A 26805-nucleotide genomic window follows, 5' to 3' on the forward strand; every position below is an offset into this window, starting at 1 on the left:
GCAGGTCGCTACCGGTCGGCGTCGCGGGTCCACGCGACCGCTGCGCCGACCAACGGGGCCCGCACCCCGAGTGCCGCCGGCACCAGGACCGGGTAGCCCGTCCTGGCGCCTGACGAACCTGCCGGCCCCGACAGCCCCGCGCGGAGCGGCTGCTCGATGACGTCCCACGACCGGGCGATCGACCCTCCGACCACCACGCGGTCCGCGTCGAACTGCTCGACCCACGGCCGGAGGGCGCACCCGAGCGCGTGCAACGCAGCCCAGACCACCTCGCGCGCACCACGATCTCCCGACCGCGCCGCCACGCAGATCTCCCGCACCGTCCGGTCGAGCCCCGACCGGGCGTGGTCCGCACGACGGATCGCGGGCGAGGACATCGTGTCCTCCAACGGGCGGCCGTCGATCGTGAGGCGGTGCACCTCGCCCGCCTCGGGCACCGCCGACCCGGTGTGCACCGGTTCGCCCGCCGCGAGGAAGGCCGAGCCGACGCCCGTCCCCAGCGTGATGCAGACCATCCGATCGACGCCGGTCCCCGCCCCCGCTGCCCACTCGCCGATCCCGTACGCATCCGCGTCGTTGCGGAACCGCACCACTTCGCCGGGCACGCCGAGCCGCTCGGCGAGCGCAGCTCGAAGGTCGACGCCGGCGATCGAGCGGAACTTGTCGACTCCCGCGAAGGTGCCCGTCCCGGCTCGGGCGTCGAACGGTCCGGGCATCGCGATCATCCAACCCCGGAACGGTGCCGATCCGGCGAGCGCTGCGGCACCGGCCAGAGCCCGAGCCGGCGCCGCGAGCTGGTCGAGCAGGACCGCACGGGCCGCGTGCGGGTCGATCGCGGTTCCCCGCTCGACCAGGACCTCGCCGACCGACGTCGGATCGACGAGGGCGGCCGTGACGTGGCCCCCACCGACGTCCATGACGCCGATGGGGGCCGCGCGATCCTGCACTTCGGTCAACTGACGTCCCCGAGCCGGTCGGAGCGCCATCCGAGCACCGCGAACACCTGGATCATCGCCGCTTGGTCGAGGGTCGCCGCCGGTCGGGCCCAGTCGGGATCCCCGCCACCGCTGGGCTGGAAGTGGAAGAGGCCGGTCGCCGGGTCGCGGTTGTCGCGCCACGTCGCGGTCGCCCACTGCTCCGCCGCCGCCCGATAGGACGGGTCGTGCTGCACGGAGTCCAGCAGCAGCAAGTCCTTGAAGTAGAACGCATCGAAGACCGCGGGCTGCTGCTGGAGTCGACCGTCCGCGCTCCAGTAGCGGAGGGACGCTCGAGCCGCCGTGGTTGCCTGGCGCAGGTACTTCGGGTCGTCCGTCGCGCGGTACAGGATCGTCGCCGTGCCGATCATCGCGCCGGAGTTGTAGGTCCACAGCGTCGAGTCGACGCTCCCGTCGTCGCCGAGGCTGTTCCGGTAGAGCCCGGCGGACTCGCGCAGGCACCGGTTGTTCCAGTCGGAGAGCCGGGTGCTCCACCGCAGGTACGACGGCTCGCGCGTCTCCTCGTAGAGGTGCGCGGCGAGCTGCGCGGTCAGGCCGGTGACGTTCGCCGCCCGGGTGGTGTTGTCCGGGCGGTCGATCCAGTCCGAGCCGCCCGGGCACGTGAGCGTCGCGTCGCCGTTCCAGCTCCGGACCGCCACGTCGAACGCCGCCCGGGCATGGTCGAGCGCAGCGGCGTCGCCGGTCGCCAGGTACTGGCTGACGAACGAGAGGCCGACGACGGCATTGTCGTCGTAGTAGACGTCGCCACCAGTGCCGAGCGGCGCCGGAAGGTACGACTCGTACCCGGGTCGGCCGCCCTGAGCGACTACGTAGTAGTGCTGGAACCCGTCGACCCGCGCGGCGGCGGCATTCGCGTACGCCGGCCCGACGTCGGCGACACCCTGCAGGTCGAGCGCCGCCTGGGTCGCCTCGCGGTACTCCCAGAGGAACGAGTACGGGTTGCCGGTCGTCGTGTCGGTGTTCTCGCGGTAGAGCCCGTGTCCCGCGGCACCCGTGTACAGGTTGTCCTGCATGGCGTCGTAGGTCGCGCTGGCGCGCTCCTGCCAGACCGGGTCCGGCGATGGCGTGGACGCGCTCGCCGCACCGACGGCAAGCGGCGTCGCAGAACCCAGGACGCCGACGACGAGCGCGGCGGTTCCCAGTCGGGTCGCGCGCGTTGTGCGGGTCGTTGTCGAGCTGAGCATCGTTGCCCCTCCGATTGTTGGTATCGTTACCATACGAACAGAACGGGGTTGGCGCAAGGCCGCACCCTTGATGCCGCCTGCTCTGGGAATGCAGAAAGCCCCTGGCGAACGAGGGGCTTTCGGTGGCGGTACCGGTGGGATTTGAACCCATCGCTCTGTGTTCGCACCTGCACGGGCACGCCCCCGATCGCCGGATTCATCGGGAAATTGCCGACGGGTCGAGCCAGCCAAAGCCGTCCCCGGCCAGGTAGCGGTGCACCAAATTGCACCACGGCGATGCCGGGGGACGCCCGCTCCCGAGAGCAGCGCGGAGGCGATGCACCCGCCCCGGATGGGCGTCCGGATAGCGCCCCGCCACCGCGAGCGTCTGCGGACCACCCATGTGAGACAGATGGTGAGAGCTGCGTGCGACCGCGACGGCTCGCACCCCGGAGGACCGGTGCCGAGTAGACGGCAGCCGGGCGATAGGAACACGTCGCGACGATCGGGGGGGTCGGGGGATTCTGGTTTCGAGGGAGTTCCTCGGTCCTGGCTCGGAGCGTCTCGATGGTGCTGACGTGGTTGACGAGCCGGGTGATGAGGGGTTGGAACTCGCCCGTCACGGACCGGGTCCAGGCGGCGGGGTTCTCCCGTTGTTTAGGGGGGAGTGGTTTCCACCCCACACCGCCATCGACGAGAGGGAGAGGCCAGACGGCGTGGAGGAGTTCGTTGCGGGTGTGAGCGTCCGCACGGGCGGCTGCGACCTCTGCTCGGAGGGCGTGAATGAGCTTCGGAGGTGCTGACCGTCGAGCGGGTATGCCCGCTCGTGCGATCTGGTCGAGCTCGTCGAGGACAGCGCCAGCGGGACGTCCGGCCCACGTGCTCTGCGGGGCGGTTCCGACGGTCGAGAGCAGCCCGTGAAGTTTGCTCTCCACGAGTGCGGACAGGAGCGCGACGCGGGCGATCGCTGCGGCGAACTCGTCGGGGATGGGGCCGCCGAACATTGTGTCTGGGACACCCCACCGATCGGCTCCTGTGTTCATGGGGTCACCTTGCCACGCCTCGTAGGAGCTCGGTGGCTCACGCGTCATGGTGGACAGTTGTAAGACAGGGCAGACGCGGCACCCGAGTGCGAAGCAGATGGCGTCGTCGGCAACTACGGCAGCGCTGGTGCCGGTGTCCGGTAGTCGATCGTGTATTGAAATGGTCAGTGGTGGTTGGGGACCCGGCGTGCCGGAGGCGGTCAGGGGAGAGTCAGCTCCGCCGACATCTGCTGTCCGGTGTCTGCTTCGGACCAGCTCACCGCGATCCGGCGAAGTGACAGCGTCAGTCGTGGTGACGTCTGAAAGACGCCGGCCTGGCCGGCGTCGAGGTTGCCGAGGCTACCTCCAACGAGGAGGGCTGCATGCTCGGAGGGAACTGCGCTGATCTGCACGTCCTCAGCGCCAACGTTTCCGACGTTTCGCAGCCGGTACGAGTGCGCGTCTGTGCGTTCCTCGATTGCCCACTCCACCTTCGCGTTCAGGGCAGCTTCGTACACGCGGACGAGGTCGACGTCTGGCTCAGAAGCGACCGCAGCCATCCTTTCGACGGCCTCCGCAATCCGCTCACCCGAATCTGCGCTGCGCCAGAGGGCTGCTGCTGCGTCTGCTCGGGCGTCGTTGGCAGCACTCTCTGACTCGTCCGCCTTCTTGCGTGCCGCGAGAGCGACGAAAAAGCCGATTACGCCTCCGGCCAGCCCGAGGGCCGCCAAAATGTCTGAAAGTGCCATGGCCCGATCCTTGCAGCTCGCGCCGTCCGGTAGCGGATGGGGAACCGGACGTTGCGATCCCGGGTTGATCAGCTCAGAGTGCCTGGGCGAAGTTGCCCTGGAGACGTGAGAACACTCGCTGCGCTGCGATGAGGAGCACGGTACCGACAAGGAGAGCAATGCAGAGCCTGACGAGGTGTTCCGCAGGCCAAGCGGGCTCTGTGGGTGCGCCGTGGGCCCAGATCGCTCGTTGCAGTCCGAGGATCGAGAGCGTGAGGGGGTTGTTCGTGTAAACGGCCAGGAGCCAGTCGACCTTTAGGCGCTGCAGCACCATCGAGTACGAGTACACGATTGGGGATGCCCAGAGGAGAACCATCAGTCCGACGTCGATGATGAACTGCACGTCTCGGAGATAGACATTGAGCGCAGCGAGCACGAGCCCGATCGCTGCGCTGTAGACGAGGATCACGAGCAGGGAGGGAACGAGGAAAATCAGCCCCTCGTGCCAAGGGAACGCCCGTAGGGCGACTGTCGCCGCGATCAGGATTGTGAACTGGATCAGGAAGTTCACCAGCGCTGCGCCGATGCTTGCGAGCGGGAACACCTCGCGGGGCACGTACACCTTCTTGATCAGTCCACTGTTGCCCACGATGGATCCGGTTGCGCCGGCGACGACTTCGCTGAAGAGCGTGTAGGCGGTCAGCCCGGTGAAGACGTAGATGGCGAAGTTGTCGATCGAGCGCGCTGAACCGAGGATCTTTCCCATCACGAAGTAGTAGATGAGCAGTTGGGTCAGTGGCCGCACCAGCGTCCACACGAAGCCGAGTGCTGAGTCCTTGTACCGCGCTTTGAGGTCGCGTCGGATGAGCATCCCGAGCATCTCGCGCTGTCGGAGGATGGCGCGAAGTTCTCGCCAAGTCCCCCTGAAGGCGCTGCTCCGTGCCCCGACGACGATGAGCGGCTCCTTGGCGAGTTCTGCCATGCGCGCGTGGTTAACCAACGGGCTCCTCATTCACAGGTATTCGACCACGGTAGGAAGCATGGAGCGGTTCCTTCTGGGTGTTGGCGCGGAGACCTTGCCGAAGGCTCAGTGTTCGCATCGGTGGCCTAGTTCGCTGCTTGATGGAGCTGGGCGTGGTCGTTCATCAGAGTTTCCCCCGACGGTTCGGGGATGCTTGTCCAAGCGGCGGTCGTCTGATGGACGCGCGCGCACATGTCAGACGGGAGGGCCACTTGCACCAGAGCACCGCATCGCGGTCCGCACAGCCGTGGGGGCGGCGGTTTTTGGTCGCCGCGACGGAGACAGCCATTCTGCTCAGCAGCGTCGCATACCTATTTGTCGGGCAATTCTGGACGCTGGTGCTGTGGGAGGCCGTCACACTGGCGTACTTGCTCGGCGGTCTGATAGCGACGTGGTCCGGGCGCCGTACGGATGAGAGCAAGAGCGCACTCCAGGAGTTCAAGCGGTGGTCATGGCTGCTGCCGTTGGTCGCGAGCGCGACCGGTGCCTACTCGGCAGTCGTGGCGCTGGTAGCTCAGGCAGACGGCGGCGGCGGTGCACTGCCGTTCGCCGTCACGGCGTCGATCGGTGTCGCGCTGTCGTGGACGTTGCTGCAGGTCGGGTTCGCGCACACTTACTGGGCTGCTGACGGTGGCGGCCGCCGCCGTGGTGTGCGCTTCCCGGGGAAGCGCACACCCGCACTGATCGACTACCTCTACTTCTCGTTCACGATCGGGACCGCGTTCGCGACCTCGGACGCGCAGGTCGAGAGCCTTGCTGTCCGACGGGTGGTGATGCTGCACAGCATCTTGAGCTTCTTCTACAACGCGCTCGTCGTCGCGGTCGCGTTCCAGGTGTTGCAGCAGATCATCCGCAACTGATCACGGCCCGCAGGGACTGCTGAGGGTCGTCTGCGCTCACATCACCGGCGGTCGGGACAGCGACGATGTCAGGTCTTCCGGGCGGACCTCAGATGCTCTGGGACGCCACGGCGCTCGCGCGAGGTGGTGCGCGATGGAGTTGGCGACGGCGACGAGCGGCACGGCGAACAGGGTCCCGGGGATGCCTGCGAGGAAGCCGCCGGCGGCGACGGCGAGGACGACTGCGAGGGGGTGGACGTTGACGGCGGCGCCCATGATCAACGGCTGGAGGACGTGACCTTCGACCTGCTGCACGATGAGGACGACGGCGAGCATGATCACGGCGGGCACGGGTCCGAGGAACACCAGCGCGACGACGACGGCGAGGACGCCGCTGGCGATCGCGCCGATGATGGGGACGAATGAGCCGAGGAACACGGCGATGACGATCGGCACCAGGAACGGGAACCCGTCGAAGAACAGACCGATGATGAAGGCACCGAGGCCGATGCCGATCGCGTCGACGAGGGCGACGAGGATCTGAACACGGGCGAACGCGGTGAGCGTCGCCCAGCCGGCGCGACCGGCACCGTCCACTGCTTCGCGTGCCCGTCGGGGGAAGAGGCGGACCGTCCATGCGAAGATTCCGCGGCCGTCGATGAGGACGAACAGTGTGGTGAACAGGACCAGGAGTGCGCCGGCAAGCAGAGTCCCGATGACACTTCCGGCGTTCAAGGCGCCCGTGACCAGGGATTGCGCGTTGTCCTGCAGGGCGTTCACGGCGCTCGTCAACGCGCCGGTGATGTCCGCGTCCGTGAGGGAGATGGGCGGCTCGTGCAGCCACGCGGAGACCTGGTCGAGTTGGTGCACGATCGCGGTGCGAAGGGCTGGGAGACCTGCTCGCAGCTGCCAGATGACCAACGCTGCGAGACCGCCGGAGACGCCGATGACGCCGAGTTCGCTGACCGTGACCGCTGCCCACTTCGGCCACCGGTGCCGCTGCAGCCACTCGGAGAACGGCACCAGCAGTGCCGCCAGGATCAACGCAACGAGGACCGGGATGACGATGATCCGGAGTTGTACGACGACGACGAGGATCACCGCGACGGCGATCGCGATGAGGAGGAACGCCTTCGACCATGCGGCGGCGAGGCTGACCGGTGTGGGCAGCGTCGCGCGCGGCTCAGTGGTCCGAGGGGTGGTGTTCATGGTCGGTTTCTCTGTTCAGTGGCGGATTGCGGGATGCGGGTGCAGGCCGAGTTGGGCCCGCGCCCGCGATCGCGTGGGTCAGCGTGCTGACGGGGTAGGGGTTGCCGGTTGCGTGGTGGCGGCCAACAGCTGCGCGACCTCGGTGGCGGCTCGGTGGCCGGAGAGGATGGCGCCGTTCATGGTTCCGGAGGTCTCGTCGGCGGTCTCGGTGCCGGCCCAGTGCACGCGTCCCACCGGTTCCCGAAGGAACCGTCCGAACGTGGTCCATGCCTTCGGTGCGACGGCGGGGTTCGGCCCTCCCGGGGCGAAGGTGTCGTTGCCCCAGGAGAAGTCCTGGTAGTCGATCAGTCGCAGCGCCTCGGCCCCGTACAGGTGCACCAGGTGCGCGAGGACCCGCTTGGATCGTTCGTCGCGGTCGTACGCGTCGAAGCCGCGGGGGTCGCAGAACACCATGAGGATGCCGGGGCCGTCCGCTCCGGGGCTGACGTCGAAGGTGAGGAACACGGTGTCGTCGTCGGAGACGCCCTCACCGGAGAGTCCCCGGTCGCGCCAGAACGGACGGTCGTAGGCGACGAACGCTTTGCTGAGCGCGCCGAGCCGCCAGGTGCGTGACAGGCCGCGGTGCTGTTCGGGCAGGGCCGGTTCGAACGTGATCGCTGCCCGGTGCGTCGGTGCGGTGGCGACGATGACGTAGCGAGCGTCGACGGTCACACCCTCGGCGTCGACGGTGACCGTGTCGCCGTGCGTCGTGACCCGGTGCACGGGTGCGTTCACGATGACGCGGGGGCTGAGCGTGTCAGCGAACCGGGCAACGAGGGCGTGCACGGTGCCGAAGATGCGGTCCTGTTGATCTCCACCCTCAACAGCCATCATGTGCTCGAGGCCGCCGAGGGTCTTGATGTACCGCAACGCGTTGAACAGGGAGATGTCGCCGGCAGGGGCACCCCAGTGCACCTTGCTGATCATGTCGATGAACTTCCGGGTGTCCTGCAGTGCGCGCTTCCGCGTCAGCCATGCACCGAGCGAGAGCGCGTCGTACTCCGCTGCGCGCGGGTGCGTGTGTGCGTCCTCGGTCGGCAGCTGGTCGACGATCTTCTGCAGCGCTCCCATGATCCGGGTGAGGTCGAGGACCACCCATGGCGCGAGCGCCAGCGCGCTTTCGGCCCGTCGGCGACCACGGAAGGAGATCAGCCCCTTGCCGTCGTGGAACTGCGGGACGGTGCGGCCACCGAGCCGGTCGATGAGCTCGTGCACGGCCGTGTGGTCCGGTGCGACCCAGGTTGCGCCGGCGTCGACGGGGACGCCGGCGACGGAGGTGGTGTGGATGCGGCCGCCGACGCGGTCGCGGCCCTCGAGGACGAGGACCTCGTAGCCGTCGTGGGTGAGTCGGTCAGCGGCGGACAGGCCGGCGAGGCCTGCGCCGACGATCACGACGTCGACGGATCGGGTAACGGTGGTCATGGTGTTCTCCGTTCTTCGCGGCGGTGGGCCGGGGTCAGTTGGTGGGGGCGGGCACCGAGCGGGATGCGGCGAGGGCGGCCGTGGTGAAGCTGCGGCGCGGCACGTCAGCGCGGCGGACCGCGAGGGCGGCGCCGATGAGGGAGCGGTCAGCGGTGAATCGCTGCCGGAGGTTCCCGGCGGTCGCGCGTTCGACCACGCCTGCGGTCAGCAGCTGCGCGGACCGGACGAACGGCAGCAGCCGCCGCCGGTATCGCAGCGCTGCGGCGGCGATGTTGTCGGGGGTGCGGCGGAGCTCGTCGGCGAAGATCGCTCCGCCGACCAGACCCCCGTGCGCGCCGGCTCCGGAGAGCGGGTCGATGCAGTGTGCGGCATCGCCGATGAGGACGACATTCCTGGCGTGCCACCGCGGGGCCCGGACCTGGGCGAACTTCGTGACGCGGATCCGATCCGGTGCGGCGGTGCGCACCTGGTCGACGAACGGGGCGAACCGGTCGCTGGCGGTGGCGAGCAGTTCGGCTGCGATCGGGAGGAGGTCGGGTCCGTGCTGCCGGCCGCGGCCGAGGTTGATGGAGGTCAGCACGAGGGTCTCGTCGTGGTCCGTGTACGGGAACACCTGCGCGCCGGCTCGGTCCCCGAGCAGGATCGCCGCTTCGGTCGTGCCAGCCATGCGTCCGGGCACGTTCACCCAGAGGTGGTGGCGGCCGTTCTCGTAGATCGCCGACCGGCCGTCTTCGACCGCGAGCCGTCGCACCGTGGAGCTCAAGCCGTCGGCACCGATGATCAGATCGAACTTCTCAGCGCTGCCGTCCGCGAAGCGAGCGACGACACCGGTGAGGGTGTGCTCGATGCCGACGAGCTCGACGCCGTACTGGAACGGCACCCGACGTTCCGCGTGGCGAGCGATCGTCGCGACCAGGTCACCACGGCGTGCGGACCGGTACCCGTCCGTGCGCATCCGCGCGAGGTCCTTTCCCTTGCGGGTGACGGTGATCGTCGCGGTCGGCGTGCTGAGCGCTTCGATCTCCGGCAGGACGCCGATGCGCTGCACCATGCGCATCGCGGTCCGGTCGAACAGGATCTGGTACCCGCCCCGGTATGGCTCGGTGATGGCGTCGACGACGCGGACGTCGTGTCCGTCGTGGGTGAGCATGAGCGCGACACCGCTGCCAGCGATGCCGGCTCCGACAACGAGGATCTTCATGGGGAGTGCCTTCCTTGGTCGCTCAGTGCTCGACGGGGGTTTCGGCGCGGGACGGGATCGCCCGCCACGCGATCACCGCCGCGACGATGAGCAGCACCGCGGCGATCACGGACGTCCACTGCATTCCGACGGTGAAGGCGTGCTTTGCCTGTTCGATGACGGCGGCGACGTCTGGCGCCGTGCGGTCCAACTGCGTCAGACCCGTCGCGAGGGACTCCCGCATCGACTGCTCGACGTCGGGGTTGCTGATCGTGGGCAGGTGGGCTCGGTAGAACGCGAGCTGCACCGACCCGAGTACGGCGATGCCCAGGGCCGCTCCGAGCTCGTACGCGGTCTCGGCGATCGAGGATGCCGCGCCGGCACGGTCCCGCGGGGCGGCGCCGACCACTGCGTCCGTGGTGAGCGTCATCGCCAGCCCCGCACCGAACCCGACGATCGCGAAGCCGATGATGATCCCGGCGAGGCCGTCGAGTCCCTCCGCGAGAGCGAGGACGCCGAGACCGACCGCGCCGAGCCCCAGGCCGACGCTGATGGCGCGGCCTCGTCCGAGCTTGCCGACCATGAACCCGGCCAGTCCGATCACGATGATCGACGCGACGGTCGCCGACAGCTCCGACAGCCCCGCCTGCAAGGGGTTCAGTCCCCGCACCAGCTGGAGGTACTGGGAGAAGAAGAACAGCAGCCCGACGAACGCGAAGATCGACACCGTGTTCGCCATCACCGCTCCGCTGAACGCTGGCGATCGGAACAGGGACACGTCGATCAGGGGCCGGGTCAGTCGGTGCTGACGGCGCAGGAACCACCATCCGGCAGCGACCCCCACGAGCACCGCGACGGCAACGCTCCAGTCGAACCCCTCCGCGAAGACATGCTTGATGGCGTAGACGATCGCGACGATCGCAACGAAGGACGACAGCGCCGACAGGAGGTCGACGCGTGCGCCGCGGGGATCCCGCGACTCCGGCAGCAAGAACACACCACCGATCAGGACCAGCACCATGATCGGGACGTTGATCAGGAACACGCTGCCCCAGTGGAAGCGCTCCAGCAGCGCGCCGCCCACGATCGGGCCGACCGCCGCACCCGCCGTCGCCCCGGCCGCCCAAACAGCAATCGCGCGGGTGCGCTGTGCCGGGTCGGTGAAGATGTTGCGCACCAGCGCGAGGGTCGACGGCATGATCGTCGCGCCGCTGATGCCCAGGATCGCGCGGGCGGCGATCAGCATCTCCGGGCTCGTGGCGAACGCCGCGAGCAGCGACGAGAGCCCGAAGCCGAGCGAGCCGATCAGCAGCAGCCGCTTCCGGCCGATGCGGTCGGCGAGGTTGCCCATCGTGACCAGCAGCCCGGCCAGCGCGAACGAGTAGATGTCGCCGATCCAGAGCAACTGCGTCGCGGTCGGGTTGAGATCCGCCGACAGGGCCGGCACCGCCAGCGCGAGCACGGTGCCGTCGATCGCGAGCAGGAGCACGGCCAGGGTCAGGATCCCGAGCGCTGCCCAGCTGCGTGCGGTCACCGGAGCGGAAGTCGTCGAAGTCACAAGCATCACAGTACCGACCAACTGGTCGGCTGTAGAACGCATGTAGACTGTTGACAGGAGATGAGCAGTTTCGGCGCCCCTTTCCTGATCAGATGGACGAGGAACTTCCCCCGACGACAAGGAGCAGGCCATGCCGGAGCACAACCAGTCGCCGGAGCGATCGACGCGCAACTCCGAGCGCACCCGAGCAGCGGTGCTCGCGGCGGCGGCGGAAGCCATGACCGACCGCGGCACGGGCGTTTCGCTCGACTACATCGCCAAGCACGCCGGTGTCTCGAAAGGTGGCCTGCTCCACCACTTCCCGAACCGGGAAGCCTTGATCGTCGCGCTCGTCAACGACGCGCAACAACAGCTTCGAGACAGCGTGCTTCAGCATCTGGACCTCACCGAGAACCGTCCGGGCAAGCTCCTCCGTGCCTACGTTCGCGCGATGACGTCAGGGGCCGATGCGACGCTGCAGTACTTCACGGCGGCGCCGTCCTGGGCTGGGATCTACCAGATCCCGAAGGTCAGCGAGATCACGGCCGCTGACACGCACTGGTGGAACGAGAACCTCGCAGCTGATGGCTTGTCCGCGGATCGGATCCTCGTCGTCCGGCGCGCGGCGGAGGGGATCGCGGCCGCCGTTGCGTACGGCGACGAACCACCATCGTCAGCAGAGCGCGCTCGCACTCTCCTTCTGCACCTCGCTGACGGCGGCGAGCTCGCTAGCCACGACGTCTGAAAGCGGGAGCGGCAACACGTCCGATAGCCGGTCGCTTACCGAGACGACACGAGCTCGAGCGCGAGCGCTGAGAACAAGCTGTGGGCAGCTTCGTTCGGTGTCGTGGTTTTCGTGGCGGTTCTGTGCCGGGACCGTTTGAGCGAACATCGCATGTTGGCGTCGTTGCCCGAGAGTGCACTAAGCCCGGCGTGGAACTACAGCACCTGACCTGGGGTTTCCATTTGTGTCCCCGAATAGGGGCCGCGGGGTAATACTCAGGTTCCTCTTGTGCTGCGGAAACTGACAGCTGATCTGGCTGAAGGACTCCGGTACAGGTGGTGGGTTCGTGCCGACTACGGGTCGGATTCTGGACACGAAGAACAAACATCGGCGGCTCCAGCACGCCGATGCCCGCCGACACGTACCGGACCGTCAAGGTCGCAGGCGTCGCGGACATCCCGAACGATGGCTCCGCGGGTGCGGTGTCGGTGGTGGCGACGGTGGCCGACATCTCCTCGCAGGGGATCCTGTTCGGCCGTCCGGACGCTGACACCTCGCAGACGCTGATGGGGATCTACGGCGGTGACGACAAGCAGACGACCTCGTTCTCCGCAGTCCTCGCGGTCGGATCCGACGGCACCATCCAGGTGAAAGCGAACACCACCGCCCGGCTGATCCTGGACGTGCAGGGCTACTACACCTCCAACGACGACGGGACTGCTCCGGGCGGGTTCGTCGCGATGAACGGCAAGCGCATCCGCTCTCGGCAAGAACGAGACCCGCTCCATCCAGATCGCCGGGAAGGCGGGCGTTCCGGTGATGGGGTCCGGCATCACCGCCGTGGCCCTGACCCTGACCTCGCTCGCCACGAACGGGGCCGGTAACGCCACGGTCTGGGCCGATGGCACGACCCGGCCGAACACGACGTCGATCAACTTCACCGACGGCACCATCCGCACCAACACCATCACCGTGCCCCTCGGCCTGGTTACTGGAGCGTGCTTTCCGCCCAACGAGAAGAGCCTCGGATCCCTGTCATGACGGGGATCCGAGGCTCTTGATCGTGGCGGTACCGGTGGGATTTGAACCCACGGTGGAGTTGCCCCCACACATGTTTTCGAGACATGATCCTTCGGCCGCTCGGACACGGTACCGGGAAAGAGTTTACACGATCCGGGAGGCACGACGCACCACCGCCGGGCCGCTCCCCCTCCACAGGAGGTTGGCTCCAGGGCGCCGTCCCCAGTACAGCAGGGACTCGTCGCGTCCCGAAGATCGCCGCGTAACGTCCACCCCATGAGATCCCGGACCCTGATCGCACTGCTGTCGTCGATCGTCGGCGGACTGGTCGTCACGGGCGGCGCAGCGTTCGGCGCACGGGCGGGCGTCCGCGGGCAACGCGCCGCCGCCCGACGCGTCGTGGACATGCTCCCGGTGCACGCCGACTGGTGGCGCGAGCGCCTGCAGCACGAGGGGCAGATAACGTACCTCGCGATCGGCGACTCGGCGGCGCAGGGCGTGGGCGCGACCGAACCGCACCGCGGGTACGTCGGCCTGCTCGCTCGGCGGATCCGGCACCGATCACGTACGTCGGTCCGCGTCGTGAACCTCAGCGTGTCCGGCTCGACGACCTGGGGTGCCCGGAAGGACCAGCTGCCGAAGCTCCGGAACTACGTGCCCGACATCTGCACGGTGTCGATCGGCGCGAACGACATCGCCGACTTCCACCCGGACAAGTTCGAGCGGAACATCCGCGAGATCTACGGTGCGGTGCCGTCCCATGCGATCGTGGCCGAGTTGCCGTGCATGTTCGTGCCGGACCGGGAGCGCAAGGTCGCGGTGGCGAACGAGATCGTGCACCGGGTGGCCGACGAACTCGGGCTGACCGTGGCGCCGCTGCACACCATCACGAAGCGGGTCGGGCTCCGCCGGACGTTCTTCAACAGCTACGGCGACCTGTTCCACCCGAACGACCGCGGGTACGAGATCTGGGCGAGTGCGTTCGAACCGGCCGTCGATGCCCGGGTCGACGTGGTCGCCGCGATCCGCCACTACCTCTCCGCTCGAGAGGCAGAGGACCTCGGCGCTGGTGCCGGCGCGGTGGCCACGGCTCGGGCGGAGCAGGACGTCGAGGGCGCCGAGGCACTCGACCACGCTGACCGGCCGGGGCGGATGGACCGACTCCGGCAGCGCATGACGGGTTCGGTCCCGATCCCGGGTGCCCACGACGACAGTCCGGACGACCGGTCGGGTCATGTCGGCGGCACGGCCTAGCCTGACGAGCATGGCCCGCCCTCAGTCTCTCTACCGCTGCACGGAGTGCGGCTGGACCAGCATCAAGTGGGTCGGCCGCTGCGGCGAGTGCCAGGCCTGGGGCACCGTCGAGGACTCCTCCGCGGCGACGGCCAGCACTCGTGGCACGGCCGCCGTCGCCGTCGCCGGCACTCGCGTCGCGCGCCCCATCACGGAGTCCCGCGGGACCACCGTCCAGCGCTGGCAGACCGGGATCGGCGAGTTCGACCGTGTGCTCGGCGGTGGTGTCGTCCCCGGTGCCGCCGTCCTGCTGTCCGGCGAGCCCGGCGTCGGCAAGTCCACGCTCCTGCTCGAGGTCGCCTCGCGCGCAGCGGCGACCGGCAAGCGTGTCCTCTACGTCAGCGCCGAGGAGTCCGTCGACCAGGTCCGCCTCCGTGCCGAGCGGACCGGGGCCATGCACGACGACCTGTACCTCGCGAGCGAGGTCGACCTCGGCGTCATCCTCGGCCAGATCGACCAGGTGCGCCCGGACCTCCTGATCGCCGACTCCGTGCAGACGATCTCGTCGAGTGCGATCGACGGCATCGCGGGCGGGACGTCCCAGGTGCGCGAGGTGGCTTCGACCCTGATCCGCGTCGCCAAGGACCGGGCACTCCCCGTCCTCATCGTCGGGCACGTCACGAAGGACGGCACGATCGCCGGCCCTCGCCTGCTCGAGCACCTGGTCGACGTCGTCTGCCACTTCGAGGGCGACCGACAGACCGCGCTCCGGTTCGTCCGGGCGCTGAAGAACCGCTTCGGCCCCACGGACGAGGTCGGCTGCTTCGACATGGCCGGCGACGGCATCCACGAGGTCCCCGACCCGAGCGGCCTCTTCATGTCGAAGAACGGTGCGCCGGTGTCCGGTACGTGTGTGACGGTCGCGCTCGAAGGGCGACGTGCGCTCCCGGTCGAGGTGCAGGCGCTCGTCGTGCCGAGCTCGGCCCCGCAGCCGCGGCGGGTCGTGAACGGCGTCGACTCGTCCCGCGTCGCGATGCTGCTCGCGGTGCTCGAGCGCCGCGCCGGCCTGAAGCTGTCCGACGCCGACGTCTACGTGTCGACGGTCGGGGGCATGAAGCTCACCGAACCCGGCGCGGACCTCGCGATCGCGCTGGCCCTGGCGAGCGCTGCCCGTGACCGGCCGTACCCGCACACGCTGGCGGCCGTGGGCGAGATCAGCCTCGCCGGAGAGATCCGTCCCACGACGGGCACGAAGCAGCGCGCGAGCGAAGCCGCCCGGCTCGGCTTCACGACCGTCCTCGGGTCGGACGCACAGCACCTGCGAGAAGCACTGCGCGTCGCGTTCTCCCTGGCGAACAACGAGCGGGAACGCGAGCTCGACCGCGCCTTCTGACCGCGCATCCTGACGGGTGCGCGATCGCGACGCGCCGTGCGACCCCGCACAGCGGGAATCGCTCAGGCGCGGAGTGCGGCGAGCAGGTCCTCGGGGGTGGCCTGCATCGTGTGCGGCCCGGCGATGTCGAAGAACACACCCTCGAGCGACTCGAGGTGCGCAGTCAGGAACTCCTCGAGCCGTGGCCCGTCGTAGACCATGACCTGCCGGATCTTCTCGTCGGGCACCATCGCCGTGTAGGCGTCCGCCGACGAGAACAGCAGCAGGATGCGCTTGTCGGCGCCCTCACGGCCGAACACCCGGACCTGCATGTCCTTCTTGCCGGTCACCAGTCGGGGGACGATCACGATGTCGTTGCGGAGGGCGAACGCCACCGCGGCGACGTCCTGCTTCGCGAGGGCTTCCTCGAGCTGTTCGCTCCGGAAGCGCTGTTCCTTGTCTGCCATCGCCCCTAGTCCACCAGATTCATGGCAGTTCAGCGACTTCGGCTCTTCCCTTGTGGCCACGAGAGGGTACATTGATACCAACCGCTTCGGCGGGAGTCCATCGTTCTTCCGGTGCCATGCACCTCGAGCGCCATCGGTCACTGGCCTTCCCCGGCCGCCTGGCCCCGAACCCGTTCCGCCGGCCCAATGCCCGCGGGGCGCATCGATCTGACGACATCCGTTGGTGGATCGGCGGTAGCGAATACCGCATCGCAAGGCAGTCGACAGCAGATGTCGACTGGCAAGAAAGTAAGGAACGCCATCATGGCATCGACCGGCACCGTCAAGTGGTTCAACAACGAAAAGGGCTTCGGCTTCATCGCCCCGGACGACGGCTCCGCTGACGTCTTCGCTCACTTCTCCGCGATCGCTGGCAACGGCTACAAGTCGCTGGAGGAGAACCAGAAGGTGGAGTTCGACATCACCGAGGGCCGCAAGGGCCCGCAGGCGGAGAACATCACCGTCCTCGGCTGATCTCGCTCAGCTCGAACGGGCCCGTCGTCCTCGTGACGACGGGCCCGTTCTCGTTTGCCCCGAGCGGACGGCGCTCGAGTTTCGACACCGCGCGCGTCGATCGACCGGCGCCGTGTCGATCACCGCGCGCAGAGCGACTTGACCGCGGAAGGCCCGGACGCTAGTTCAGGATGAACTGCACCGAGTCCTTCGACTCGATGTTCCCCACGGCGACCTGCAGGTGGTAGCTCGCTCCCCCACCGGTCACCGACGGCCGCGACGAATCGCACGTGGAGGTCGACGAACGCGTCCGGTCCCACGCGATCGCCGGCGTGGTCAGGGTCTGCCCGGCCTTGATCGTGACGTCCTGGTTCGTCCCGCCGGTCTGGCAGTCCTTGGAGGACCAGTACTGCTCCGTACCGGAGCTGATCGTGAGGACCTGCTGCGACGAGCCGAGGTCCATGTGGCAGGAGTTCGACCCGGTGTTCTTGATCGACATCGCGATCTTCGGGTCCTCGGTGGGGCCGTACGCGGTCTTGTCCACCACGGCGGTGAGCTGGATCTGGTCCTTCGCGCACGTGGATCCGTCGGCGGCGGATGAAGCAGACGGCGTCGATCGAGCGGAGGGCGAGGACGCCGACCCAGGCGACGACGCCGACCCAGAAGAAGAAGAAGAAGACGACGACGGCGACGCCGACCCGGTCGCCGTGGCCGTCGGCTCCGCCGAGGTCGCCCCGCTGCCCCGTCCGACGACGATCAGCACGACGACGACCACGATGAGCAGGAGCACCCCGATGACGGTCGCACGGCGACGCCAGTAGACGGCCGGCTTCTCGGGCCCGACGGGGTGACGGAACGACGACATGCGCACAGGGTAGACAACGGCTCGAGCCCGACGGCGGAACCCCGCCGCACGGCACCCGAAAGCGTCAGAGGATCTTCAGCATGCGGGTGTTGCCGAGCGTGTTCGGCTTGACCCGGGCGAGGTCGAGGAACTCCGCGACCCCTTCGTCCGACGACCGCACGAGTTCGGCGTAGACGTCGGGTGCGACGACCTGCTCGCCGATCTCGAGGTAGCCGTGCTTCGTGAAGAACTCGACCTCGAACGTCAGGCAGAAGATGCGGGCGACACCGAGCTCGCGGGCGTCGTGCTCGAGCGCCTCGAGCATGCGGTGTCCGACGCGCTTGTGGATCCAGTCGGCGTCGAGGGCGAGTGTGCGGACCTCGGCGATGTCGTCCCAGAAGACAGCGAGAGCGCCGCAGCCGATCGGGACCCCGTCGGGCCCCTCGGCGATCCGGAACTGCTGGATCGAGCCGTAGAGCGCGACGTTCTCCTTGCCGAGCAGGATGCGGCGGTCGACGTACGGCGAGATGAGGCGTTGGATGTGCGGGACGTCCGACGCGAGCGCCGGACGCACCAGGATGCCGTGTTCGTCCCGTTCGTGGAACGCGTGCTTCCCGTGCTCAGTCATCCCCATCACCCTAGTGCGAGCAACGCGCGAACCGCCTGGGCGCCGGACGCACCAGCCACCGACCCACCGGGGGACAACGCCCTGGGCGCCACCCAGCCGCACCCGCCTACCGTCCCGGACATGCCCCAGATCATCGAAACCATCGACGTGAACGTCCCCGTCGCAGCTGCGTACGGCCAGTGGACCCGGTTCGAGGAGTTCCCCGAGTTCCTCGACGAGGTCGAGAAGATCGTCCAGGTCGACGACAAGACCACCGACTGGACCGTGAAGGTCGCCGGTCAGGAGCGCGAGTTCCGCGCCGTCATCACCGAGCAGCACCCCGACGAGCGTGTCGCGTGGACCGTGAAGGACGGCGAGACCGACCACGCCGGTGTCGTCACCTTCCACAAGCTCTCCGACGACGAGACCCGCGTCACCGCGCAGATCGACTGGGAGCCGTCCGGGTTCCTCGAGAAGCTCGGTGCGGCGGTCGGTGTCGGCGGTCACGCCATCAAGAAGGACCTGCAGAACTACAAGGAGCGCGTCGAGGCCGCCCCCACGGACACCGGATGGCGCGGAGACGTCCAGGCCTGAGCCGAGCGCCATCGCGCCGCGCGGAGCGTCCGGCGCATGGACAAGCAACCCGAACCCGAAGCCCACGAGCGTCACCGCTCCGTGGCAGACCTCAACGACGAGTCACTCGGTCGTCCGTTCGACCAGACCAACGGTCTGGCGGACGGACTGAGCGGCGACTCCGACGGCACCGCCGACAGCGAGGAACACGGCGGACGCAAGAAGCACGGGAAGTAACCGCACAACAGCAGACGGGAGGCGCGGTGCCAGCTGGCACCGCGCCTCCCGTCCGTCTGCGGTTGGGTCCTAGGACTCGATCTCGCCCTGCGGAGCGTCCGTCGCCTCGACGGCGGCAGCCCCGGCGAGGACCTCCTCGCGACCCGGCTGACGCCCGGTCTCGAACTGGAACTTGCCCTCGGCGAAGTCCACCTTCACGTGGTCGCCGGCGTTGAGCTCACCCTGCAGGATGTGCTCCGACAGCTGGTCCTCGACCTCGTGCTGCATCGCGCGGCGGAGCGGTCGTGCACCGAGTGCCGGGTCGAACCCGACCTTGATGAGCTGCTCCTTGGCGGCGAGCGTGAGCTCCACCGTCATGTCGCGGTCGAGCAGACGGTCGGACAGACGCTTCACGAAGAGGTCCACGATCTGCAGCAGCTCGGGCTGCGACAGCTGCGGGAACACGATCGTGTCGTCGACGCGGTTGAGGAACTCCGGCTTGAAGTGCTTCTTGAGCTCCTCGTTCACCTTCGAGCGCATGCGGTCGTAGCCGACACCGGAGTCACCCTCGACCTGGAAGCCCACCGGGCCACCGGCGATGCCCTGCGAACCGAGGTTCGTGGTCATGATGATGACGGTGTTCTTGAAGTCGACCACGCGGCCCTGACCATCGGTCAGACGACCCTCTTCGAGGACCTGCAGCAGCGAGTTGAAGATGTCCGGGTGGGCCTTCTCGATCTCGTCGAACAGGACCACGGAGAACGGCTTGCGGCGCACCTTCTCGGTGAGCTGGCCGCCCTCTTCGAACCCGACGAACCCGGGAGGGGCACCGAACAGGCGGGACACGGTGTGCTTCTCGCCGAACTCTGACATGTCGAGGGAGATCAGTGCGCCCTCGTCGTCGAACAGGAACTCCGCGAGCGCCTTGGCGAGCTCGGTCTTCCCGACACCCGTGGGGCCGGCGAAGATGAACGAGCCCGAGGGGCGGTTCGGGTCCTTGAGGCCGGCGCGGGTGCGGCGGATGGTCTTGGAGAGGGCCGAGATGGCCTCTTCCTGACCGATGACGCGCTCGTGCAGTGCCTTCTCCATGAAGACGAGACGCGAGGTCTCCTCTTCGGTGAGCTTGAAGACCGGGATGCCCGTGGCCTGCGCGAGGACCTCGGCGATGATGCCCTCGTCGACGGTGCCGGACGCGGCGACGTCACCCGCACGCCACTGCTTCTCGAGGCGGAGACGCTCGCCGAGGAGCTTCTTCTCCTCGTCGCGCAGGCTCGCGGCCTTCTCGAAGTCCTGCTCCTCGATCGCGGCTTCCTTCTGCCCGCGGACCGCCGAGATCTTCTCGTCGAACTCGCGGAGCTCCGGCGGCGCCGACAGGATCGACAGCCGCAGGCGAGCACCGGCCTCGTCGATCAGGTCGATGGCCTTGTCCGGCAGGAAGCGGTCCTGCACGTAGCGGTCCGCGAGGTTCGCCGCGGCGACGATCGCACCGTCGGTGATGGACACCTTGTGGAACGCCTCGTACTTGTCGCGGAGGCCCTTGAGGATGTTGATCGCGTGCGGCAGCGACGGCTCGTTGACCTGCACCGGCTGGAAGCGGCGCTCGAGTGCGGCGTCCTTCTCGAAGTGCTTGCGGTACTCGTCGAGCGTGGTGGCACCGATGGTCTGGAGCTCACCGCGGGCGAGGAGCGGCTTGAGGATCGACGCTGCGTCGATCGCGCCCTCGGCGGCACCGGCACCCACGAGCGTGTGGATCTCGTCGATGAAGACGATGATGTCGCCGCGGGTGCGGATCTCCTTCGTGACCTTCTTGAGGCGCTCCTCGAAGTCACCGCGGTAGCGGGACCCGGCGATGAGCGAACCGAGGTCGAGCGAGTAGAGCTGCTTGTCCTTCAGCGTCTCGGGCACGTCGCCCTTGACGATCGCCTGGGCGAGGCCCTCGACGACGGCGGTCTTGCCGACGCCGGGCTCACCGATCAGGACAGGGTTGTTCTTGGAGCGGCGGGAGAGGATCTGCATGACCCGCTCCATCTCCTTCTCGCGGCCGATGACCGGGTCGAGCTTGCCGTCGCGCGCCGCCTGGGTGAGGTTCCGACCGAACTGGTCGAGGACCTGCGAACCCTGCTGCGCGTTCTGCTGCTGCTCGCCGCCGACGGCGACCGCTTCCTTGCCCTGGTAGCCGGACAGGAGCTGGATGACCTGCTGGCGGACGCGGTTGAGGTCCGCGCCGAGCTTGACGAGCACCTGGGCGGCGACGCCCTCGCCCTCGCGGATGAGGCCGAGGAGGATGTGCTCGGTGCCGATGTAGTTGTGGCCGAGCTGCAGCGCCTCGCGCAGGGACAGCTCGAGCACCTTCTTGGCGCGCGGCGTGAACGGGATGTGCCCGGTCGGCTGCTGCTGGCCCTGCCCGATGATGTCCTGGACCTGCTCGCGGACGGCATCGAGCGAGATGCCGAGCGACTCCAGCGCCTTGGCGGCGACGCCCTCGCCCTCGTGGATGAGGCCGAGGAGGATGTGCTCGGTGCCGATGTAGTTGTGGTTGAGCATCTTCGCTTCTTCTTGAGCGAGGACGACAACACGACGGGCTCGGTCGGTGAATCTCTCGAACATGTGCTCTCCCTTGCCGGGCTCGTGGAAGTCCGGTGACGTACATCGAGAGTAACCAGCGCTCACCCCGGTGGCTGCCCCTGTTCGCCGTGGGCGTGACCTCGCTGCGGGATGTGCGCCGTGAGCGGACACACGCGCCGACGGAACGGCGGACGGGAGGCGCGGGGCGGGGCCGCCACGCGCCTCCCGTCCGTCTGCGGGTCGCCTTCGACTACGCGCGTCGCGCCGCGCGACGCAGGGCACGCCGGAACCGGCGCGGCTCGACGCCGAGGCGCTCGAGGACGTCGTGCGCCGAGCCCGTGAAGGGGTCGTCGACGCCGTCGAGGACCGCGAGGACGACGTGGTGCGGCCGGACCCGCTCGAGGGGCCCGGCGATCCGGGCGGCCCGCGCGAGGATGCGCGCAGCGGCCGGCGAGCAGGTGACGCGATCGGTCACGTCCGGGCAGCCGGCACCCGCTCCGACGAAGACGCTGCTCGCGCTCCGGACGCGCTCGGGCGAGACGCCGTGCGCCTCCAGGACGGCACGGAGACCGGGCGTGCCGTCGCAGAGCGTCACGGCCGCCAGGAGCAGGTGTTCGGCGTCCAGGAAGCCGTACCCGGTCTCGCGGGACTCCTGTTCGGCGAGCAGCACGATCTCGCGACCGAGCCGGAGGGTGGGCACGGCGACGGAGAGCGCGGCGATCTGCATGCATGCAGAATATCTGATGCGCAGTGGTCGCACCAGAGGAGATCTCGGGTCCACTCGGTACGATCCGTGCATGGAGCAGCCCGTCGTCGGCCTCGTCGTCCACCCGACCAAGAACGTGCAGGAGTCCGTCGTGACCCTGCAGCGCTGGAACGCCTCGGGGCGCGGGCGTCTCGTCGCCCGGCGTGCGGACGCACAGCGCATCGGGGGCGGCGTCGACGTCATCGGCGACGAGGACTTCACCGAGGAGGTCGACCTCGTCGTCGCGCTCGGTGGGGACGGCACGATGCTCGGCGCCATGCGACTCGTGGCGAAGCGGCCCGTGCCGGTGCTCGGCGTGAACTACGGCAACGTCGGCTTCCTCGTCGAGATCGAGCCGCCCGAGCTCGAGGCAGCACTCGAACGGCTCTCCGCCGGCGACTACCAGCTCGAACCGCACCACGCACTCGAGGCCCGGCTGTTCTGGAGCGGGGCCCGCACGGACTACCTCGCCTTCAACGACCTCACGATCGTGCGACGCCCCGGTGCGGGACAGGTCTCGGCGGACCTCAGCGTCGGCGGGCTCGGGTACGGGTACTACCGCGCGGACGCCATCGTCGCCGCGACCCCCGCCGGGTCCACGGCGTACAACTACGCCGCGGGCGGACCCGTCCTCTCCCCCGCCCTGTCCGGCTCCGTCGTGACCCCGGTCGCCCCGATGGCGGGGATCGACCGCGCCGTGGTGCTCGCCGCCCGCGAGCGCTACCGGTTCGACATCGCCGAGGGCACCAGGAGCGCCGCACTCGAGGTCGACGGTCTCGTCGTCGGCGAGGTCGCGACCGGCGCTCAGCTCGACGTCCGGCTCCGCAAGGACGCCGGCAGCGTCGTCCGGCTCGACGCCGAACGGCACGGGCGGACGGGCCGGGTGAAGCTCAGCCTGCTCGACCTCCCGGTGCGACCGGACCAGCTCATCGAGCTCATCCCGCAGGACCTCCGGCAGAAGCTCGGTCGCGAGGTCGAGGAGTAGGCACTCCGCCCGGGAACGTGAATGGCCCGCTCACACCGAAGTGCGAGCGGGCCGTCCCATCACCCCACCGGATCGTCTTCCCACAGAACGACCCGGCTCCCCGTGCCGGCACTCACGCGCCGGCCGAAGTCCGCTGACCTCAGTCGGTCAGGTACAGCTGCATGTCCTGCGAGACCGCCTTGGCGAACAGGCGGAGCTTCGCGCGGGACTCCACACGGCTGACCGCCTGGCGGGTCGTGTGGACGATCTTCGAGATCTCGTCGAGCGTCATCGGCTTGTCGTCGTCGAGGCCGTAGCGCATGCGGATCACGTTCGCCTCGTCGCTCGGCAGTTCGGCGACGATGGACCGGATGTCGCGGTGCAGGAGCGTCGTCTCGGTGAGCTCGTTCGGGGACGCGGCGTCCTCGTCCTCGATGAAGTCACCGAGCTCGCTGTCGTCGGAGTCGCCGACGACGGTGTGGATCGAGACCGGCTCGTGCGAACGGCCCTTGAGGTCGACGAGCTCCTCGACGCTCATGCTCAGCTCGGCGGCGACCTCGTCGGGCATCGGGGCGCGGCCGAGGTCGACGGTGAGGTCGCGCTCGGTGCGGGAGATCTTGTTGATCAGCTCGACCGTGTGCACCGGGATGCGGATCGTGCGCGCCTTGTCGGCGAGGCCGCGGGAGATCGCCTGGCGGATCCACCAGGTGGCGTACGTCGAGAACTTGTAGCCCTGCGTGAAGTCGAACTTCTCGACGGCGCGGACGAGGCCGAGGTTGCCCTCCTGGATGACGTCCATGAACGGCAGGCCACGCTGCGAGTACCGCTTGGCGATGCTCACGACCAGGCGGAGGTTCGAGGTGATCATCCGCTCCTTGGCACGCTCGCCGTCGCGGACGAGCCAGCGGAGTTCACGCTGCAGGGTCTTCGCGAGCCCGGGCTCGGTGTTGAGCTTCTCCTCGGCGAAGAGGCCGACCTCGATGCGGCGGGCGATCTGGGCCTCTTCCTCAGCGGTGAGCAGCGAGAGGCGCCCGATGTGGCGCAGGTAGTCACCGACCTGGTCGACCGAGGCGCCGCGGACACCCGCGAGCTGCTCGTCGGCTTCGACCTCGGTGTCGAGCGTGGTGGTCTCGACCGCGGTGACCGTGGTCTTCGCTGCGGCTGCGTTCTTGGAGCGGCGCGCGGTGGTCGTCGTCTTGGGTGCTGCGGTTGCGATCGTCATGATGACTCCCTGCGTTCGACGGGTGATGACCTCGTTGGGGGTGTGATGAGTAAAGCGTTCCGGAGGTGTACCCCACAAACCGATGCGATCGATTCTCAGGCTTCTCCGTGCTTCAGCATCGAAACCGTCCCCCATGGGGTACAGCATGTCGTCAGTCTGGTCCCCTGACCGCCCGGGAATCAAGGGCATGTCGTGATGTTTCCGGCGTTGCATCGGTGTTTCTTGCTCGTTTCCGATGCTGTACCCCGTCCCGCCGCGTCGAGCGGACACAGAAAAGGGGTACGCCGGATCGGATCGTCGTGACCCGGTCGTCGTACCCCGAAAACCGAACTGTTGGGGGTCACCAGGAGGGCTCGAGCCACCCCTCGCGACGCTTCGAGACCTCGAGGTCGGCGTCACGGTCGAACTCGTCGTACTCGCTCTCGATGTCGCCGACCAGGCTCCGGCCGGTGAAGCCGTGGCCACGAACGGCGCTGCGGCCGGTGGTGATCTGTGTGATGGACATGCCGACGATGCTCACCCCGGCCGGCGACGGGAGGGTGAACGCGCGGTGACGGTCCCCGGACGCTCAGACGTCGATGTCGTCGTCGTCCCCGTCGGGCCACACGGCGTCGTCCCGCTCGGGGTCGGCGATGGCCGGGTGGCCGAACGCGTCCTCGAGGTCGAGGTCCGCCGGGTCACCGGGGTCGGTCTCGCGGTCTGGGCGCATGCCCGACAGGGTCACACCGCGCGGTGAACGCCGGGTGAAGTCGTCGGCGACGGGCGGACGGCTACTCCGCCGAGGCGGGTGCCGGCGCGGGGACGCCGTGCTCGCGCTCGAAGCGTGCGCGCTCCTCGGCCTCGACCTTGGCGTACGCGGCACGCTCGGTGCGGTCGGCCCGCATGATGGCGCGCATGACGAACCAGAAGATGAGGCCGACGACGACGGTCGGCGTCAGGGCGAAGATGATCCCGGTCACGACTCCATGCGGCACCCGAGCATCGTACCTCGCTTCATCGGACCGGACTCGCAAGCTCGTCCGGGGCTGGCGTCGCGCGCCGCTGGCGCGTCGCCTTGAGCTCCAGCGCCCCTACTTGACGAGGGGGAACAGGATCGTCTCGCGGATGCCCAGGCCGGTGATCGCCATGAGCAGGCGGTCGATGCCCATGCCCATGCCACCCGACGGCGGCATCGCGTGCTCGAGCGCCCGGAGGAACTCCTCGTCGACGCGCATCGCCTCGAGGTCCCCGCCGGCGGCGAGCTTCGCCTGCTCGACGAAGCGCTCCCGCTGGACGACCGGGTCGACGAGCTCCGAGTACGCCGTCGCGAGCTCGAACCCGCGGACGTACAGGTCCCACTTCTCGACGATGCCCGGACGGGTCCGGTGCTCGCGGGTCAGCGGGGAGGTGTCGACCGGGAAGTTCATCACGAACGTCGGACGATCGAGCGAGTCGATGACGAAGTGCTCCCAGAGCTCCTCGACGTACTTGCCGTGCGTGGCGTGTGCGACCTCGACGCCCTCCGCCGCGGCGAGGGCCTGCAGCTCGGACAGCGGCGTCTCCGGGGTGATCTCCCGACCGGCGGCCTCGGACAGCGAGCCGTACATGTCGATGCGCGGCCACTCGCCCCCGAGGTCGTAGGTCGTGCCGTCGGCCCACGTGACCTCGAGCGTGCCACCGGTCACCGCGCGGGCGGCGTTCTGCACGAGCTCCTGCGTGAGGTCGGCCATCTGCTCGTAGTCGCCGTACGCCTGGTAGGCCTCGAGCATCGCGAACTCGGGCGAGTGCGTCGAGTCGGCGCCCTCGTTGCGGAAGTTCCGGTTCACCTCGAACACCCGGTCGATCCCGCCGACGACGGCCCGCTTGAGGAAGAGCTCCGGCGCGATGCGCAGGTACAGCTCGGTGTCGAAGGCGTTCGAGTGCGTCACGAACGGGCGCGCCGAGGCTCCGCCGTGCTGGGTCTGCAGCATCGGGGTCTCGACCTCGAGGTAGTCGTGCCCGGCGAACGTCTGTCGCAACGAGGCCATCACGGCGGCACGCGCGCGGACGGTCTTCCTGGCGTCCTCGCGCACGATGAGGTCGAGGTACCGCTGACGGACCCGGGTCTCCTCGTTCAGCTCGTTGTGGAGGTTCGGCAGCGGCAGGATCGCCTTCGCCGCGATCGCCCAGTCGTCGACCATGATCGACAGCTCGCCACGTCGCGAGGAGATCACCCGACCGTGCACGAACACGTGGTCGCCGAGGTCGACGAACTCCTTCCAGCGCGCGAGCGACTCCTCGCCCACCTCGGCGAGGGAGACCATCGCCTGGATGCGGGAGCCGTCGCCGGACTGCAGCGACGCGAAGCAGAGCTTGCCGGTGTTGCGCGAGAACACGATGCGGCCCGCGACGCCGACGACGTCGTCCGTCTCGACCCCGGTCTCCAGGTCGGCGTACTCGTCGCGGACCGCCCGGATCGTGGTCGTGATCGGGAGCTCGGCCGGGTAGGCCTCGATCCCCGACTCGAGGAGCTTCGCCCGCTTGTCGAGCCGGACCTGTCGCTGCTCGCTGGTCTCTTCCGCGGAGAGCTCGGTGGCGGGTGCGGTCTCGTCGGTCATGCTGGTGCGGCTCCGATGGTCGTGGGGGTC

Annotated in this window: 27 protein-coding genes and 1 tRNA gene; 9 read left to right on the forward strand and 19 right to left on the reverse strand. The window is 68.6% G+C overall.

Annotation, left to right across the window (positions count from 1 at the left end):
- Positions 1 to 8: 8 nt before the first annotated feature.
- The 4 genes from CRP27_RS16520 to CRP27_RS16540 form a co-directional block, all read right to left on the reverse strand.
- Positions 9 to 947, reverse strand: coding sequence for an ROK family protein (locus tag CRP27_RS16520; RefSeq protein ID WP_255257641.1), 939 nt, complete (start codon positions 945 to 947; stop codon positions 9 to 11).
- Between the two features lie 5 nt (positions 948 to 952).
- A complete protein-coding gene (locus CRP27_RS16525; protein ID WP_097181716.1) occupies positions 953 to 2179 on the reverse strand; it encodes a glycoside hydrolase family 76 protein in 1227 nt (408 codons plus the stop codon).
- A gap of 1222 nt (positions 2180 to 3401) precedes the next feature.
- Positions 3402 to 3929, reverse strand: coding sequence for a hypothetical protein (locus CRP27_RS16535; RefSeq protein ID WP_097181718.1), 528 nt, complete (start codon positions 3927 to 3929; stop codon positions 3402 to 3404).
- A 73-nt stretch (positions 3930 to 4002) separates the two neighbouring features.
- Entirely contained in the window at positions 4003 to 4890 is an 888-nt protein-coding gene (locus tag CRP27_RS16540) for an ABC transporter permease (protein ID WP_255257632.1), read from the reverse strand.
- Between the two features lie 215 nt (positions 4891 to 5105).
- Between CRP27_RS16540 and CRP27_RS16545 the strand changes: the two genes are divergently transcribed.
- Positions 5106 to 5789 (forward strand): DUF1345 domain-containing protein, encoded by a 684-nt coding sequence (locus tag CRP27_RS16545; protein WP_176505653.1) that lies wholly within the window; start codon positions 5106 to 5108, stop codon positions 5787 to 5789.
- Positions 5790 to 5825: 36 nt separating this feature from the next.
- Here CRP27_RS16545 and CRP27_RS16550 read toward each other — a convergent pair whose 3' ends face one another.
- The 4 genes from CRP27_RS16550 to CRP27_RS16565 all read right to left on the reverse strand — a co-directional run bounded on the left by CRP27_RS16550 (position 5826) and on the right by CRP27_RS16565 (position 11176).
- Positions 5826 to 6977, reverse strand: a complete 1152-nt coding sequence (locus CRP27_RS16550; protein ID WP_097181721.1) for an AI-2E family transporter — start codon at positions 6975 to 6977, stop codon at positions 5826 to 5828.
- Positions 6978 to 7055: 78 nt separating this feature from the next.
- Positions 7056 to 8438, reverse strand: a complete 1383-nt coding sequence (locus CRP27_RS16555) for a flavin monoamine oxidase family protein (RefSeq protein WP_097181722.1) — start codon at positions 8436 to 8438, stop codon at positions 7056 to 7058.
- Between the two features lie 34 nt (positions 8439 to 8472).
- Positions 8473 to 9639, reverse strand: a complete 1167-nt coding sequence (locus CRP27_RS16560; RefSeq protein ID WP_097181723.1) for an NAD(P)/FAD-dependent oxidoreductase — start codon at positions 9637 to 9639, stop codon at positions 8473 to 8475.
- Positions 9640 to 9661: 22 nt separating this feature from the next.
- A complete protein-coding gene (locus tag CRP27_RS16565) occupies positions 9662 to 11176 on the reverse strand; it encodes an MFS transporter (RefSeq protein WP_255257633.1) in 1515 nt (504 codons plus the stop codon).
- Between the two features lie 130 nt (positions 11177 to 11306).
- Here CRP27_RS16565 and CRP27_RS16570 point away from each other — a divergent pair, with 130 nt between their 5' ends.
- Both CRP27_RS16570 and CRP27_RS16575 read left to right on the forward strand, forming a co-directional pair.
- Positions 11307 to 11900, forward strand: coding sequence for a TetR/AcrR family transcriptional regulator (locus CRP27_RS16570; protein WP_097181724.1), 594 nt, complete (start codon positions 11307 to 11309; stop codon positions 11898 to 11900).
- Between the two features lie 479 nt (positions 11901 to 12379).
- Entirely contained in the window at positions 12380 to 12763 is a 384-nt protein-coding gene (locus CRP27_RS16575) for a hypothetical protein (protein WP_141399794.1), read from the forward strand.
- A gap of 180 nt (positions 12764 to 12943) precedes the next feature.
- Here CRP27_RS16575 and CRP27_RS16585 read toward each other — a convergent pair.
- Positions 12944 to 13033 (reverse strand) — tRNA-Ser (locus CRP27_RS16585).
- Positions 13034 to 13175: 142 nt separating this feature from the next.
- Here CRP27_RS16585 and CRP27_RS16590 point away from each other — a divergent pair.
- Positions 13176 to 14153: an SGNH/GDSL hydrolase family protein gene (locus CRP27_RS16590; RefSeq protein ID WP_097181727.1), complete on the forward strand. Its 978-nt coding sequence runs from the start codon at positions 13176 to 13178 to the stop codon at positions 14151 to 14153.
- 10 nt (positions 14154 to 14163) lie between these two features.
- Positions 14164 to 15525 carry a DNA repair protein RadA gene (gene radA, locus CRP27_RS16595; protein ID WP_176505654.1) on the forward strand — a complete coding sequence of 454 codons (1362 nt, stop codon included), beginning with the start codon at positions 14164 to 14166 and terminating at the stop codon, positions 15523 to 15525.
- Between the two features lie 62 nt (positions 15526 to 15587).
- Here radA and CRP27_RS16600 read toward each other — a convergent pair whose 3' ends face one another.
- On the reverse strand, positions 15588 to 15971 hold the full coding sequence (locus CRP27_RS16600) for an SseB family protein (protein ID WP_079237747.1): 384 nt from the start codon (positions 15969 to 15971) through the stop codon (positions 15588 to 15590).
- 303 nt (positions 15972 to 16274) lie between these two features.
- On the opposite strand from CRP27_RS16600, the gene CRP27_RS16605 reads away from it, so the two are divergent.
- Complete coding sequence (locus CRP27_RS16605) at positions 16275 to 16484, forward strand: cold-shock protein (RefSeq protein WP_017887662.1); 210 nt, start codon at positions 16275 to 16277, stop codon at positions 16482 to 16484.
- Between the two features lie 160 nt (positions 16485 to 16644).
- Here the strand turns inward: CRP27_RS16605 and CRP27_RS18040 are convergent, their stop codons facing one another.
- Together CRP27_RS18040 and CRP27_RS16620 are read right to left on the reverse strand one after the other, a co-directional pair.
- The gene (locus CRP27_RS18040; RefSeq protein WP_141399796.1) at positions 16645 to 17328 is read right to left on the reverse strand and encodes a hypothetical protein; all 684 of its coding nucleotides are present in this window, start codon (positions 17326 to 17328) and stop codon (positions 16645 to 16647) included.
- 64 nt (positions 17329 to 17392) lie between these two features.
- Positions 17393 to 17935, reverse strand: a complete 543-nt coding sequence (locus tag CRP27_RS16620; RefSeq protein ID WP_079237744.1) for an amino-acid N-acetyltransferase — start codon at positions 17933 to 17935, stop codon at positions 17393 to 17395.
- Between the two features lie 120 nt (positions 17936 to 18055).
- On the opposite strand from CRP27_RS16620, the gene CRP27_RS16625 reads away from it, so the two are divergent.
- Both CRP27_RS16625 and CRP27_RS16630 read left to right on the forward strand, forming a co-directional pair.
- Positions 18056 to 18508, forward strand: a complete 453-nt coding sequence (locus tag CRP27_RS16625) for an SRPBCC family protein (protein WP_097181730.1) — start codon at positions 18056 to 18058, stop codon at positions 18506 to 18508.
- Positions 18509 to 18544: 36 nt separating this feature from the next.
- The gene (locus tag CRP27_RS16630; protein ID WP_097181731.1) at positions 18545 to 18724 is read left to right on the forward strand and encodes a hypothetical protein; all 180 of its coding nucleotides are present in this window, start codon (positions 18545 to 18547) and stop codon (positions 18722 to 18724) included.
- Positions 18725 to 18793: 69 nt separating this feature from the next.
- Here CRP27_RS16630 and CRP27_RS16635 read toward each other — a convergent pair whose 3' ends face one another.
- Positions 18794 to 21310: an ATP-dependent Clp protease ATP-binding subunit gene (locus CRP27_RS16635; protein WP_097181732.1), complete on the reverse strand. Its 2517-nt coding sequence runs from the start codon at positions 21308 to 21310 to the stop codon at positions 18794 to 18796.
- A gap of 208 nt (positions 21311 to 21518) precedes the next feature.
- Positions 21519 to 21995, reverse strand: coding sequence for a Clp protease N-terminal domain-containing protein (locus CRP27_RS16640; protein WP_176505655.1), 477 nt, complete (start codon positions 21993 to 21995; stop codon positions 21519 to 21521).
- A gap of 70 nt (positions 21996 to 22065) precedes the next feature.
- Here CRP27_RS16640 and CRP27_RS16645 point away from each other — a divergent pair, with 70 nt between their 5' ends.
- Positions 22066 to 22998, forward strand: coding sequence for an NAD(+)/NADH kinase (locus CRP27_RS16645; RefSeq protein WP_079237739.1), 933 nt, complete (start codon positions 22066 to 22068; stop codon positions 22996 to 22998).
- A 139-nt stretch (positions 22999 to 23137) separates the two neighbouring features.
- Here the strand turns inward: CRP27_RS16645 and CRP27_RS16650 are convergent, their stop codons facing one another.
- The 5 genes from CRP27_RS16650 to lysS form a co-directional block, all read right to left on the reverse strand.
- Positions 23138 to 24199: a sigma-70 family RNA polymerase sigma factor gene (locus tag CRP27_RS16650; RefSeq protein WP_097181734.1), complete on the reverse strand. Its 1062-nt coding sequence runs from the start codon at positions 24197 to 24199 to the stop codon at positions 23138 to 23140.
- Between the two features lie 340 nt (positions 24200 to 24539).
- Complete coding sequence (locus CRP27_RS18310; protein ID WP_176505656.1) at positions 24540 to 24704, reverse strand: hypothetical protein; 165 nt, start codon at positions 24702 to 24704, stop codon at positions 24540 to 24542.
- 63 nt (positions 24705 to 24767) lie between these two features.
- Positions 24768 to 24908, reverse strand: a complete 141-nt coding sequence (locus CRP27_RS18315; protein ID WP_176505657.1) for a hypothetical protein — start codon at positions 24906 to 24908, stop codon at positions 24768 to 24770.
- Between the two features lie 61 nt (positions 24909 to 24969).
- Positions 24970 to 25173: a hypothetical protein gene (locus tag CRP27_RS16660; protein WP_031262806.1), complete on the reverse strand. Its 204-nt coding sequence runs from the start codon at positions 25171 to 25173 to the stop codon at positions 24970 to 24972.
- Between the two features lie 96 nt (positions 25174 to 25269).
- Entirely contained in the window at positions 25270 to 26775 is a 1506-nt protein-coding gene (gene lysS / locus CRP27_RS16665; RefSeq protein ID WP_097181736.1) for a lysine--tRNA ligase, read from the reverse strand.
- Positions 26776 to 26805 lie beyond the last annotated feature (30 nt).

It is taken from the genome of Curtobacterium sp. 314Chir4.1 (genome assembly GCF_900215175.1).
Lineage (GTDB): Bacteria > Actinomycetota > Actinomycetes > Actinomycetales > Microbacteriaceae > Curtobacterium > Curtobacterium pusillum_A.

Bases quoted from the DNA above. Each gene is read 5' to 3' on its own strand.
- CRP27_RS16525 (WP_097181716.1), bottom strand. From the start codon at position 2,179: ATGCTCAGCTCGACAACGACCCGCACAACGCGCGCGACCCGACTGGGA.
- CRP27_RS16535 (WP_097181718.1), bottom strand. From the start codon at position 3,929: ATGGCACTTTCAGACATTTTGGCGGCCCTCGGGCTGGCCGGAGGCGTA.
- CRP27_RS16540 (WP_255257632.1), bottom strand. From the start codon at position 4,890: ATGGCAGAACTCGCCAAGGAGCCGCTCATCGTCGTCGGGGCACGGAGC.
- CRP27_RS16545 (WP_176505653.1), top strand. From the start codon at position 5,106: ATGGACGCGCGCGCACATGTCAGACGGGAGGGCCACTTGCACCAGAGC.
- CRP27_RS16550 (WP_097181721.1), bottom strand. From the start codon at position 6,977: ATGAACACCACCCCTCGGACCACTGAGCCGCGCGCGACGCTGCCCACA.
- CRP27_RS16555 (WP_097181722.1), bottom strand. From the start codon at position 8,438: ATGACCACCGTTACCCGATCCGTCGACGTCGTGATCGTCGGCGCAGGC.
- CRP27_RS16560 (WP_097181723.1), bottom strand. From the start codon at position 9,639: ATGAAGATCCTCGTTGTCGGAGCCGGCATCGCTGGCAGCGGTGTCGCG.
- CRP27_RS16570 (WP_097181724.1), top strand. From the start codon at position 11,307: ATGCCGGAGCACAACCAGTCGCCGGAGCGATCGACGCGCAACTCCGAG.
- CRP27_RS16590 (WP_097181727.1), top strand. From the start codon at position 13,176: ATGAGATCCCGGACCCTGATCGCACTGCTGTCGTCGATCGTCGGCGGA.
- radA (WP_176505654.1), top strand. From the start codon at position 14,164: ATGGCCCGCCCTCAGTCTCTCTACCGCTGCACGGAGTGCGGCTGGACC.
- CRP27_RS16600 (WP_079237747.1), bottom strand. From the start codon at position 15,971: ATGGCAGACAAGGAACAGCGCTTCCGGAGCGAACAGCTCGAGGAAGCC.
- CRP27_RS16605 (WP_017887662.1), top strand. From the start codon at position 16,275: ATGGCATCGACCGGCACCGTCAAGTGGTTCAACAACGAAAAGGGCTTC.
- CRP27_RS18040 (WP_141399796.1), bottom strand. From the start codon at position 17,328: ATGTCGTCGTTCCGTCACCCCGTCGGGCCCGAGAAGCCGGCCGTCTAC.
- CRP27_RS16620 (WP_079237744.1), bottom strand. From the start codon at position 17,935: ATGACTGAGCACGGGAAGCACGCGTTCCACGAACGGGACGAACACGGC.
- CRP27_RS16625 (WP_097181730.1), top strand. From the start codon at position 18,056: ATGCCCCAGATCATCGAAACCATCGACGTGAACGTCCCCGTCGCAGCT.
- CRP27_RS16630 (WP_097181731.1), top strand. From the start codon at position 18,545: ATGGACAAGCAACCCGAACCCGAAGCCCACGAGCGTCACCGCTCCGTG.
- CRP27_RS16635 (WP_097181732.1), bottom strand. From the start codon at position 21,310: ATGTTCGAGAGATTCACCGACCGAGCCCGTCGTGTTGTCGTCCTCGCT.
- CRP27_RS16640 (WP_176505655.1), bottom strand. From the start codon at position 21,995: ATGCAGATCGCCGCGCTCTCCGTCGCCGTGCCCACCCTCCGGCTCGGT.
- CRP27_RS16645 (WP_079237739.1), top strand. From the start codon at position 22,066: ATGGAGCAGCCCGTCGTCGGCCTCGTCGTCCACCCGACCAAGAACGTG.
- CRP27_RS16650 (WP_097181734.1), bottom strand. From the start codon at position 24,199: ATGACGATCGCAACCGCAGCACCCAAGACGACGACCACCGCGCGCCGC.
- CRP27_RS18310 (WP_176505656.1), bottom strand. From the start codon at position 24,704: ATGTCCATCACACAGATCACCACCGGCCGCAGCGCCGTTCGTGGCCAC.
- CRP27_RS18315 (WP_176505657.1), bottom strand. From the start codon at position 24,908: ATGCGCCCAGACCGCGAGACCGACCCCGGTGACCCGGCGGACCTCGAC.
- lysS (WP_097181736.1), bottom strand. From the start codon at position 26,775: ATGACCGACGAGACCGCACCCGCCACCGAGCTCTCCGCGGAAGAGACC.